Source organism: Azospirillum largimobile (assembly GCF_977007025.2).
In genome coordinates, this window is the sequence record NZ_CDRMUA020000001.1 from 274,519 (window position 1) to 285,000 (window position 10,482).

Genomic DNA, 10,482 nt, shown 5'->3' on the forward strand with positions numbered 1-10,482 from the left:
CCCGGGATGGCTGGAAGGCGGAGCGCCTTACAGGGTGGTGGCGCTGCAGTAGGCCCAGTCCTCGCCCTGCAGTCCGAAGAAGGCGGCGACCGGCTTGGCGCCGGACCGGTCGACGACGACGCGGAACCGGCTGCCGGTGCAGGCGCCCTGGGCCTGCTTGGCGAAGGGAAGCTTGACGTGCTTGGACGTCAGGCAGGCGTCCGACAGCTTCGGCGGCGTGGCCGGACCGTCCACCTTCTTGCCGTTCAGCACCATGTAGTAGTTGGTGGCCAGACCGCCCTTCACGTCGGCCTTCACCTCGATCTTGCCGAAGCGCGACTTGTAGAGGCCGGTTTCCTGCTCGCCGTCCGGGGTGCCGGTCGGCAGCGGACGGAAGGAGATGGCGGCGCAGGACGGCGGATCCTTCGCCTCCGCCGGGGTGGAGACCGCGGCGAAAACGGTAAGGCCGCCGGCCAGCAGAAGGGCGGCCTTGCGCGCGGACGGCAGGTTTGCGGACAGCATGGGAAACTCCTTTCGAACCGGTTGGACCGTCATTTCGGCATCACGCAGAAGGTGGTCTGCTGCATCAGGGCGCAGTCCTTCTCCACCCCGCCGTCCAGCATCGACACCTCCACCTGGGTGATGACCAGGGTGCGGCCCGGCTTCACCACGCGGGCGCGGGCGATCATGACGTCGCCCTTGGCCGGCGACATCAGGTTGATCTTGAACTCCACCGCCAGCACCTCCGCCCCGGCGGGCATCAGGCTCAGCGCGGCATAGCCGCCGGCATTGTCGGCCAGCGTGCTGACCATGCCGGCATGGAAGAAGCCGTGCTGCTGCGTCAGGTCGGCGCGGAAGGGCAGCCGCATCTCGCAGAAGCCGGGCTCCATCGCCGCCATCTCGATGCCGAGCGTCCTGCAGATCGGCTGCTGTTCGAAGGACGCGAGGCAGCGCGCCTTCCAGTCGGGGGTACGGGGTTCGAAGGTGGCGGGCACGGTCGGAAGATCTCCGGCTTGAGGGGCGGTGCGCGACAGCCTGCGTCAGCCGCCGCGCCGGATCAAGCGGCCGATTGGACAACCGCAAGAGGCACGCCCCTTCGCCGTCAGCTGCCGATCAGGCCCATCTGCGGGCTGGAGGGTTCGGCATAGGCGCGCATCGGCATGCGGCCGGCCAGATGGGCGCCGCGCCCGGCAGCGACCGCGTCGCGCATCGCCGCCGCCATCCGCACCGGATCGCGCGCCTTCGACACGGCGGTGTTCAGCAGCACCGCGGCACAGCCCAGTTCCATCGCCAGCGCGGCGTCGGATGCGGTGCCGATCCCGGCATCCAGCACCACCGGCACCGGGCTGCGGGCGCAGATCGTCTCGATGGCGTGCGGGTTGCGGATGCCCAGGCCGGACCCGATGAAGGCCCCCAGCGGCATCACCGCCGCCGCGCCCAGGTCGGCCAGCTTGCGGCAGGTGACGGGATCGTCGTTGCAATAGGGCAGCACGACGAAGCCGTCGTTCACCAATTCCTCGGTCGCGCGCAGCAGTTCCTCCACGTCGGGATAGAGCAGCTCGCGGTCGCCGATGACCTCCAGCTTGATCCAGGGGGTTTCCAGCGCCTCGCGCGACAGCTGGGCGGTCAGCACCGCCTCCTTGGCGGTCATGCAGCCGGCGGTGTTGGGCAGCAGCCCGACCGGGCCGGTCGGCCGCCCGGCGGTGGCGCGGGCCAGCACGTCGACGAGGCTTTCCGAATAGCCGTCCAGGCTGATGCGCCGGATCGCCAGCGTGACCAGCTCGCTGCCGCTGGCCTCCAGCGCGTCGAGCATCACCTGCTGGTTCGGATAGCCGGCCGTGCCGAGGAACAGCCGCGAGCCGAAGCCGCGTCCGGCGATGGTGAGGATGTCGGGGGTGGATTGGGGCATGGTGGGAGCCTTTCAAAGGCCCTCTCCTTCGGCGACCAGCCCGGGGAAATCCCCCCTCTCCCCAGGGGGGAGAGGGGATTCTTCCCGTGTCGGGGGCGGGAGAGGGAGGATCAGGGGGGTCAGCCGCCCTGGATGGGGCGGACGATTTCCAGGCTGTCGCCGGGCTGGAGCGGGGTCTCAAGCCAGCGGCGGCGGGGAACCACGGCGCCGTTCAGGGCGACGGCGACGCCGGGCGCGCCTGCGGCGATGCCGCGCGCGGCCAGAAGCTCGCCGACCGAGGCGGCGGACAGCGGTTCTTCCTGGCCGTTGATGCGGAGGACGGCGCTCATGCGGCGGCTCCCGCCGCAACGAAGCGGTCGGCGGCGAAGGGGCGCAACAGCGGGTCGGTCTCGCCGGTCAGCACCAGCCGGGCGATGCCGTCGGCGGTCACCGGGGTCAGCAGGATGCCGTTGCGGTGGTGGCCGGTGGCGTGGATCAGGCCGGGGATGCCGCTTTCCCCCAGGATCGGCGCGTCGTCGCGGCTGCCGGGGCGGAAGCCGGCCCAGGCCTCCTCGATCGGCAGTTCGGCGATGCCCGGCAGCGCGCGCCACGCCCCTTCCAGCAGCGCGAACTGGCCGCCGGCGGTCAGCCGGTCGTCGAAGCCGCGCTCCTCCGTCGTGGCGCCGATCAGCAGACGGCCGTCCAGCCGCGGGATCAGGTAGGTGCCAGGCGTCCACACCACATGGCGCAGCAGCGGCAGACGGGCGTCCATGCGCAGGCAGACCATCTGCCCCTTGACCGGCCGTACCGGCGGCTTCGCGGCGGGCGGCAGGCCCGGCACGCCGGCCGACCAAGCCCCTGCGGCCAGAACCACCCGGTCGGCCCGGTGCAGAGTTGCAGCAACACGCACACCAACGGCGCGTCCATCCTCCACCGCCAGAGCCACCTCGCCGCACTGCTCATGCAGGCGGGCGCCGGCGGCCAGGGCGGCGCGCTGCAGGGCGGCTGCGACCTTGCGGTTGTCGACCTGATGGTCGCCGGCACAGAACAGGGCGCCGGCCACGCCTGGCTGCAGGAAGGGCTCGCGCCGGCGCACCTCGGCCCCGCCCAGCCACTCCACCGGAAGGCCGAGGTCGCGCTGGAAACCGTGCAGGAAACGGACCTTGGCGGCATCGTCGGCGTTGAGCGCGATGACCATGGTGCCTTCGGTGCGCAGGTCCACCGCCATGCCGCTCGCAGCCTCCAGGTCGCGGGCGAAGTCCGGCCACAGCGCCTGGGAGGCGCGAGTCAGCGGCAGCAGCCCGTCCTCTCCCGGTTCGGTTTCGACGCAGGCGGCCAGCATGCCGCCGGCTGCATGGGTGGCGCCGCGGCCCGCCTGTCCCCGTTCGAACAGATCGACGCGGCAGCCGGCCGACGCCAGCCTCCAGGCGATGGCAAGGCCGATGCAGCCGGCACCGATGACGGCGACGGAGGGACGGATTCCCGATTCGGGAACGGAAAATGGATGCGGATCTGGCGCATGGATCATGCGGCGGCTCCCTTCGCTGGAATTACCCAGACAGGTTCGATGGGTGTGTTCTCAGCCGCGCGACCACCGCACGGCACCCCAGGCCTATGGTTTGCCTTATGCCAATGTTTCGCTGGCCCTACAAGCGGAATCGGCACCCGGCCCATCTGCCCGGCCCATCAAGGCGTGCGACCCCATGCCACGGCTGGATAAGGAGTTCCCCCGATGAGCGAAGCCACCGATCGGGAGCTAAACTATCCGCAAAATTTCCGGTGGCAGGGCGTCGGCGAAACGATCGACGCGGCTGGCATGCGGAATCAAACAAGACGTCCGAGGAATCGCCCGCCATGCTGTCCTTCTTCCGCTCCGACTCCGCGACCGCCTCCTCCGGTACCGGTCCGAATGCTGCCGAGTCCGGCAATACGGCCATCGCGACCGCCGCAGCCGATCCGGCGGAGGCGCCGATCCGCAGCCTCTGCCTGCCGGCCGCACAGATCGGCGCCACGGCACTGGACGGGCTGGGCTTCGCCGCCGGCGCCCCGGCGCTGGTCGTCGGCTTCGTCTCGCCGCATGTCGATTTCGCGGCCACCGCCCGCGCGGTGCGCTCCGCCCTGCCGCCGGCCACGCAGCTGGTGCTGGTCTCCACCGCGGGCGAGCTATGCGCGGCGGACGGACAGCCGCTCTACCGCAAGGCGGGCGACCGCTGGGACAGCGTGGTCCTGCAATCCTTCAGCCCGCGCCTGTTCGCGGGGATCAGCATCCATGCCGTCCCGCTGCATTGCGAGGATCTGCGCGGCGGCCGGCCGACCCGTGACGTCCCTGCACGGGTGGAGGCGATCCGCGGCGAGTTGGACCGCGTCCGCGTTCCCTTCGCGGTCGACAGCCACGACACGGTGGCGCTGACCTTCATCGACGGGCTGTCGGCCAGCGAAAGCTGGTTCATGGAGGCGGTCTACCGCTCCGGCCATTTCCCCTGCCTGTTCATCGGCGGCTCGGCCGGCGGCACGCTGGACTTCCGCAACACCCGCCTGTTCGACGGCCAGCGCGTGCTGGAGAATTCGGCGCTGACCATCTTCCTGAAGATGGCGCCCGGCATCCGTTACGGCATCTTCAAGTCGCAGAATTTCCGTCCGACCCAGACCCGCTTCGCGGTGGTGGACGCCGACCCGATGCGCCGCATCGTGCGCGGCGTGATCGACCGCGACGGCTTCGAGGTGGTGAGCTTCATCGACGCGCTGGCCAAGGCGCTGCGCTGCAAGCCGCAGGAGCTTCCGGCCAAGCTCGCCAAGAACACCTTCGCCATCGAGATGGAGGGGGAGCTGTTCGTGCGCTCCATCTCCGGCTTCGATTTCGAGAAGGGGGAGGTCGCCTTCTATTGCGACGTCAATCCCGGCGATTCGCTGTGCCTGGTGGAGGCCACCGACTTCGTCCGCCAGACGGAGGACGACCTCGCCGCCTATCTGCGGGACAAGCCGCGGCCGGTGGGCGCCATCCTGAACGACTGCATCCTGCGCCGTCTGAACAACCCGGACCAGCTGTCGCGGGTGCATGCCTTCGACGGGCTGGCCGCCGCCGGCTTCTCCACCTTCGGCGAACTGCTGGGCATCAACATCAACCAAACCCTGTCGGCCCTGATGTTCTTCGAGGTCCCGCCCGGCACCGCCTTTTCCGACGACATGGTCGACCGCTTTCCGGTCCATTACGCCCGGTTCCAGAGCTATTTCATCGCCACCCGCTACAACCGGCTGGAGTTGCTGAGCCGCATCCGCAACAGCGTGATCGAGCGGATGCACAGCTACCTCGACGCCCTTGTCACGCTGAACAGCGGCGTCCAGGAAACCGCCAGCTACGCCGCGCGCATCGGCGGCTCCATGTCCGCCATCGAGGCGACGCTGACCCGCCATGCCGGCCTGTTCGAAGGCCATTCCGAGCGGAAGGAGGAGCTGGTCCGTGAGTTCAGCCAGCTGTCCACCGTGGTGAAGAGCATCGAAAAGGTTCTGTCGGTGATCGACGGCATCGCCAGCCAGACCAACCTGCTGGCGCTCAACGCCACCATCGAGGCGGCGCGGGCCGGCGAGGCGGGGAGGGGCTTCGCGGTGGTCGCGGCGGAGGTGCGCAAGCTGGCCAACGACACCAAGCAGACGCTGGGCGACACCCGCCGCGCCATCGATCAGGTGGTGACCTCCGTCCGCTCGGTCGGCAGCCAGCTGGACGACACCAGCGTCCGCATGGACGAGGCCGCCACCGCCGCCCACGCCCTGCAGACCGACATCAACGCCGTCATCGACGAGGTGGAGGGCGCACAGCGGGCCATCGAAGGCCGCCTGTCCGACCTGAACGACCACGCCCGGCGGATGGAGGACATCAACCGCTACATCGGCTTCCTCAAGCAGTTGGACCGTGCGGGGTGAGGGGTGCCGCGAGGGGGCCGAGACTTCTGGACGCGAGTAGCCCTTCTCCCGCAAGGGGAGAGGGGCTTTAAGCGACTGCCGCGCCCTCAGATCGCCAGCGCCTTCACCCGCTCGCGCAGGGTCTGGCGGGCGGCCTCCGCTTCGCCTCGGGCGGTCGTCAGGTCGCGGGCCAGTGCGTCGAGGCGGTTTTCGGCCTCCGCCATCTTCGCCAGCGTGCGCTTGTGCAGGTCGCTGCCGGCGGGCAGGGCCTTCAGGTTCTCACGCAGGCGGTCCTGGTCGGCGATGCGCTCCGCCCGGTCGCGCTCCAGCTCGGCGATGCGGCGCTCCTTCTCGGCGACGGCGGCGCGCAGGCCGGCCAGCGTGGTCAGCGCCTGACGCACCTCCGGCGGCAGTTCGGCCGCGTCGGCGCGGGCGGCGATCTGGTCGGCCGTTAGGTCGGTCAGGACGATGCGCTCCTGCCGCGGCCGCTCCAGCGTGGCGGTCAGCGTCGCCGTCTTGCCGGCCGGCACCGCCAGCGGCAGGCGGTAGGCGGCGGCGGTCGCGTCGGGCTTGTTGCCCGCCGGTTCGGCAAGCTCCCAGCCGGGGCGGCGCGGGTGCTCGATGATCAGGCTGCGGTCACCGTCGGGGGCGCCGGCAACGGTGTAGGTGGTGCTCTGCCGGTCGGTCACCGACAGGGTCAGCACGCCGTCGGCGATGGTCGCGCGGGACAGCCGGCGGCTGGGCTTCTCCTCGCGGTCGATGGTCACCGCCTGATCGACGGCGAAGGACAGCAGCCGGCTGTCGCCCGCCGGCAGCGTCGCCATGCGGGCGTCGCCGACATAAGCGCTGGTTGCAGCACCGGTGCCATCGCTCTTCGAAGCACGGTCGTAGAAGGTCAGCAGCCCCGGCGGCAAGGCGGTGTCGCCGTCGTTGCGCAGCCGCAGCGAGGCCAGCGGGTGGCGGCCATCGCTGGCGGGCTGGTAAAGTGCCACCCGCTCCACCGGCAGGGCGCGCGCGGCGATCGGCATCATCAGGGTCCCGCCGTTCGGAACGCTGACCGGCTGCGGATAGCGGAACAGCACCTGGGCGCCCTCGGCTGCCCCGGCCTCGGCGCTGCGGACGGCGGCGACGGCCGGCGTGCCGGCGGCGGAACCATAGGGCGCCGTTTTCGCCAGCGGCTCGGCCATCGGAGCGGGGGCGGGCGCCATCGGCGTGGGAGCGGCCATGGCGGCGGCCGGCGGCGGCGCGGCCCGCGACGATTCCGCCTGGGGGCGCATCGCCGCGCGGGCATCGTCCAGGGTCACCGTGCCCTCGTCGGCGCTGGGAAGCACCCGGCCGAGGACCTCCACCGGCACTTCCGGCCGCTCGACGAAATATGGCGTGTAGAGCGCCTGGCGCAGGGTGACCGGGTTGCCCGACACCACCGTCAGGTCGACGCCGCGCCAGTCCTCCCCGCTGAGATTCTCCAGCACCGCCCAGCCCTGCAGCGCGCCCTTTCCATTCTGTGCCGGCCCATCCTGGGCTTTCCCTTCCTGTGCGGCAGCGCCGTCGGTGCCCAGGCTGAGCCGGTAGGTCGCCTTCCACAGCGGAGTCGCCGCGACATAGCCGACGCGGACCCGGCGCTCGCCGCTCGCCTGCGCATCGCGGGGCGCGTTGCTGTGAACGGTCAGCCGCCGCCGCTCGCGCCGGGCATTGTCCGCCACCGCCGACAGCGCCTTGTCGATCTGGGCCTGCACCGCCGGATCGGTGAAGCGCAGCGTGTCGGCCTCCTCCAGCACCAGCTGGCGCAGGCCGTCGGCGGTCATCAGCGTCACCCGGTGCCGGGTGGCGGTGGCGCCGTCGTTGCCGGGCAACCGCACCGTCTCCTCGGTCACCGACATCAGCCGGCCGGTCAGCTGGCGCGACCCGCCGGCCGTGACCTCCGCCCCCTGCATGGCGCTCAGCAGCGCGGCGGGGGAGGTCAGGTCGCCGGGCGAGAAGGGCAGTTCGCGGAAGGCGGTGTCCAGCGGCTCCGCCCCGGGCAGGCCGATGGTGCCGACGCCGCCCTTGTCGTCATAGACCACGATGCTCTTCAGCACGTCGTCGACCTGATCGCGCCGCACTTCCAGCGACAGGTCGGCATCGCCGGTCACCGTCGCTTCATATTCGAAGTAACCGACTCCGCCGGTGGACAGCAGGACCCGCGTCAGCGCCAACTGCCTGCCCCCCGGTCCGTTGCCCCCCGGTCCATCGGCCGCTCCGGTCGCCGCCAGGGCGCCCGGTGCCGCCATCAGCAGGGCGGTGGAGGCGAGAAGGATGGCGCGGGTCATGATGGGTCTCTCCGTTTCTGTGACTCCCGATCACCGGCTTAGGCGTGAAATCGGGCGGGAATAGGGAGAGCGTCGCAGTCCGTCGACCGGGTGCCGGGAGGCAGGATTCCGTCAGGGCGTGGCCGCCAGCCAGCGTTCCATCATCATATGCCACAGCGGTGCGGGAGCCGGCGCGACCGGGCGGGGCAGGGCGGCCGGTCCGCAGGGCGTAAGGTGTGCGGAATGGTGGGCGCAACGCTCCTGCGCCGGACGGCGGTTGCCGTCGGCGGGCAGGCGCCGAGCCGTCCTGGCAGTCGGGGACGGGGCGCGCTGGGGCGGCACCAGCGGCACCGGGGCGTTGCAGCCGGGCATGGTCGCGGTCCCTCGCCGTTCGTCAGCCGAACCGGCCGACAGAGCGCGCCGAGTCGAGGTGGCGTCTCGCCTCGCCCAGCAGCAGCCGGTGCTGCGCCAGCGTTTCGCGGACCGACCCGTGCTGTCCATAGACCCGCACCTCGTTCAGCAGGCGATCGGCGCGGTCGAGCAGGGCCAGACGCTCCAGGCAATGATCGACGTTCGACATGGCTGTGCTTCTCCCATCACGGCATGGGTCCGGCGCCCTGCGGCGGGCGGCCGTCCCCTGTTCGATGGTCGGCATTTAAACCGCAGCGTGTTTCTGGTTAATGTCCGTGAAAGGGTGATTTTGTGTCGCCGGTGCAGAATGCGATTTCAACCAACTCATGCGGAAGGCAAGGCAGCCGCAGCCGTTACGGGGTTGTAACGCATTGCGTGGCGCTCGCGCGTGAGATAAGAAGGTTTGGGGAGGTAACAGGCATGCACATTCTCGCGGTCGACGACGATGAGCCGATTCGGGAGCTTTTGGCCTCATATCTGGCGGGGGAAGGCTACCGGGTCACCACGGCGCACGACACCGCTTCGGCCAAGCAGGCCCTGGACGGCGACCCTGTCGACCTCGTGGTCTGCGACCTGCGCCTGCCCGATGGCGACGGGCTGGGCCTCGTCCGTCAGATCCGCACCGAATCGCAGATCCCTGTCATCATCCTGTCGTCCAAGGACCAGGACGTCGACCGCATCGTCGGGCTGGAACTGGGCGCCGACGACTACCTGACCAAGCCGTTCAACCCGCGCGAGCTGCTGGCCCGCATCAAGGCGGTGCTGCGCCGCGTCTCCAACGACGCGCGTCCGCCGCGCAACCCGGATGAACTGCGCGCCGTCGTCCAGTTCGCCAACTGGGAACTCGACCTCACCGCCCAGCGCCTGCGCGGGCAGGAGGGGCGCGAGGTGGAACTGACCAAGGCGGAGTTCGGCCTGCTCGCCGCCTTCGTGAAGCGGCCGCAGCGGGTGCTGACCCGCGACCAGCTGCTCGACCTCACCCGCGTCGACGGGGCGGAGGTGTTCGACCGCTCCATCGACGTGCTGATCCTGCGCCTGCGCCGCAAGATCGAGGCGAACCCGAAGGAACCCCGCATCATCAAGACCGAACGCGGCGCCGGATATGTGTTTGACGCCAAGGTGCGCACGGTCTGACCGGTTCCGGGCCGGGGAACGGCCATCCTCCCCTCCGATGCCTCCTACGCCCCCTGGACGCTGAATCCCGCCCGCGTTAGCCTTTCCGCAAAACTGCCCAATCAAGCAGCGGAGAGGAAACGCGCGTGCCGGATCCCATCGATTTCTATTTCGACTTCGCCTCGCCCTACGGCTATTTCGCCAGCCTGCGCATCGACGAACTTGCGGCCAAGCATGGCCGCGCCGTCACCTGGCGCCCGGTCCTGCTCGGCGCCATCTTCAAGGTGACGGGCATGAAGCCGAACCTGCAGCAGCCGCTGCGGGGGGAGTATCTGACCCACGACGTCGGCCGCATCGCCCGGCTGACCGGCGCGCCCTTCACCTTCCCCGACTCGGCCCCGGTCAACGGAGTCGCCGCCTCGCGCGCCTTCTACTGGCTGACCGACGAGCATCCCGAGCAGGCGAAGCTGCTGGCCCGCGCGCTTTATCATGCGCATTTCGCCGAAGGGCGCGACATCGGCCCGGCCGAAACGGTGGCGGAGATCGCCGGCCGGACGCTGGGCAGCCTGGGCATCGACCGGGCGGCGGTGACGGCGGCGCTGCAGGATCCGATGGTCAAGGATCGGCTGCGCACGGAAACCGACGATGCGGTGGAGCGGGGCGTCTTCGGCTCTCCTTTCATCATCGTCGACGGCGAGCCCTTCTGGGGCTGGGACCGGCTCGACATGGTCGACCGCTGGCTGTCCACCGGCGGCTGGTGACTGCGGCAAGGCTCCGCACCTTGTCGCAGCTGCGGAAAACACTGACGGTTGGGGCGGGCAAACCGCTATAACGGTGGAGTAAGACTTTCGTCGTGGCGTCGGCGACGGCGCCAGCTCCAGTTCCGGTTTGCCGCCCCATGGACCA

12 protein-coding genes and 1 riboswitch (1 of these 13 only partly in view) are annotated in these 10,482 nt (G+C 70.3%); of the genes, 4 read left to right on the top strand and 8 right to left on the bottom strand.

The features are described 5' to 3' along the window. Positions 1–27 precede the first annotated feature (27 nt). The 5 genes from ACWPKK_RS01265 to thiO form a co-directional block, all read right to left on the bottom strand. The gene (locus tag ACWPKK_RS01265; RefSeq protein ID WP_452000553.1) at positions 28–501 is read right to left on the bottom strand and encodes a hypothetical protein; all 474 of its coding nucleotides are present in this window, start codon (positions 499–501) and stop codon (positions 28–30) included. 29 nt (positions 502–530) lie between these two features. Continuing rightward, positions 531–974, bottom strand: a complete 444-nt coding sequence (locus tag ACWPKK_RS01270) for a PaaI family thioesterase (protein WP_014246781.1) — start codon at positions 972–974, stop codon at positions 531–533. A gap of 107 nt (positions 975–1,081) precedes the next feature. Then, positions 1,082–1,888, bottom strand: coding sequence for a thiazole synthase (gene thiG / locus ACWPKK_RS01275; protein WP_452000554.1), 807 nt, complete (start codon positions 1,886–1,888; stop codon positions 1,082–1,084). A gap of 119 nt (positions 1,889–2,007) precedes the next feature. Next, the gene (gene thiS, locus ACWPKK_RS01280; protein WP_452000556.1) at positions 2,008–2,217 is read right to left on the bottom strand and encodes a sulfur carrier protein ThiS; all 210 of its coding nucleotides are present in this window, start codon (positions 2,215–2,217) and stop codon (positions 2,008–2,010) included. After that, the gene (thiO, locus tag ACWPKK_RS01285; RefSeq protein WP_452000557.1) at positions 2,214–3,395 is read right to left on the bottom strand and encodes a glycine oxidase ThiO; all 1,182 of its coding nucleotides are present in this window, start codon (positions 3,393–3,395) and stop codon (positions 2,214–2,216) included. Before thiO ends, thiS begins: the two co-directional genes overlap by 4 nt. Next, positions 3,387–3,486, bottom strand: a riboswitch (TPP riboswitch). Its footprint overlaps the gene before it by 9 nt. 235 nt (positions 3,487–3,721) lie before the next feature. On the opposite strand from thiO, the gene ACWPKK_RS01290 reads away from it, so the two are divergent. Beyond that, the gene (locus ACWPKK_RS01290; RefSeq protein ID WP_452000559.1) at positions 3,722–5,785 is read left to right on the top strand and encodes a methyl-accepting chemotaxis protein; all 2,064 of its coding nucleotides are present in this window, start codon (positions 3,722–3,724) and stop codon (positions 5,783–5,785) included. A gap of 86 nt (positions 5,786–5,871) precedes the next feature. Here the strand turns inward: ACWPKK_RS01290 and ACWPKK_RS01295 are convergent, their stop codons facing one another. From ACWPKK_RS01295 to ACWPKK_RS01305, 3 genes are all read right to left on the bottom strand, one after another. Beyond that, complete coding sequence (locus ACWPKK_RS01295; protein WP_452000561.1) at positions 5,872–8,073, bottom strand: hypothetical protein; 2,202 nt, start codon at positions 8,071–8,073, stop codon at positions 5,872–5,874. Between the two features lie 111 nt (positions 8,074–8,184). Next, positions 8,185–8,424, bottom strand: a complete 240-nt coding sequence (locus tag ACWPKK_RS01300; RefSeq protein ID WP_452000563.1) for a hypothetical protein — start codon at positions 8,422–8,424, stop codon at positions 8,185–8,187. A 22-nt stretch (positions 8,425–8,446) separates the two neighbouring features. Then, complete coding sequence (locus ACWPKK_RS01305) at positions 8,447–8,632, bottom strand: hypothetical protein (protein WP_324868912.1); 186 nt, start codon at positions 8,630–8,632, stop codon at positions 8,447–8,449. A gap of 251 nt (positions 8,633–8,883) precedes the next feature. Between ACWPKK_RS01305 and ACWPKK_RS01310 the strand changes: the two genes are divergently transcribed. The 3 genes from ACWPKK_RS01310 to ACWPKK_RS01320 all read left to right on the top strand — a co-directional run. Then, a complete protein-coding gene (locus tag ACWPKK_RS01310; RefSeq protein WP_194914381.1) occupies positions 8,884–9,597 on the top strand; it encodes a response regulator in 714 nt (237 codons plus the stop codon). A gap of 125 nt (positions 9,598–9,722) precedes the next feature. Further along, positions 9,723–10,337: a 2-hydroxychromene-2-carboxylate isomerase gene (locus ACWPKK_RS01315; RefSeq protein WP_324868913.1), complete on the top strand. Its 615-nt coding sequence runs from the start codon at positions 9,723–9,725 to the stop codon at positions 10,335–10,337. A gap of 137 nt (positions 10,338–10,474) precedes the next feature. Next, on the top strand, positions 10,475–10,482 hold the 5' portion of the coding sequence (locus tag ACWPKK_RS01320) for an ion channel (protein WP_324868914.1). 1,021 nt of this gene lie beyond the right edge of the window; 8 of the gene's 1,029 nt are visible here — the first part of the coding sequence; the start codon lies at positions 10,475–10,477; the stop codon falls past the right edge of the window.

Bases quoted from the DNA above. Each gene is read 5' to 3' on its own strand.
- ACWPKK_RS01290 (WP_452000559.1), top strand. From the start codon at position 3,722: ATGCTGTCCTTCTTCCGCTCCGACTCCGCGACCGCCTCCTCCGGTACC.
- thiO (WP_452000557.1), bottom strand. From the start codon at position 3,395: ATGATCCATGCGCCAGATCCGCATCCATTTTCCGTTCCCGAATCGGGA.
- ACWPKK_RS01310 (WP_194914381.1), top strand. From the start codon at position 8,884: ATGCACATTCTCGCGGTCGACGACGATGAGCCGATTCGGGAGCTTTTG.
- thiS (WP_452000556.1), bottom strand. From the start codon at position 2,217: ATGAGCGCCGTCCTCCGCATCAACGGCCAGGAAGAACCGCTGTCCGCC.
- thiG (WP_452000554.1), bottom strand. From the start codon at position 1,888: ATGCCCCAATCCACCCCCGACATCCTCACCATCGCCGGACGCGGCTTC.
- ACWPKK_RS01265 (WP_452000553.1), bottom strand. From the start codon at position 501: ATGCTGTCCGCAAACCTGCCGTCCGCGCGCAAGGCCGCCCTTCTGCTG.
- ACWPKK_RS01300 (WP_452000563.1), bottom strand. From the start codon at position 8,424: ATGCCCGGCTGCAACGCCCCGGTGCCGCTGGTGCCGCCCCAGCGCGCC.
- ACWPKK_RS01295 (WP_452000561.1), bottom strand. From the start codon at position 8,073: ATGACCCGCGCCATCCTTCTCGCCTCCACCGCCCTGCTGATGGCGGCA.
- ACWPKK_RS01305 (WP_324868912.1), bottom strand. From the start codon at position 8,632: ATGTCGAACGTCGATCATTGCCTGGAGCGTCTGGCCCTGCTCGACCGC.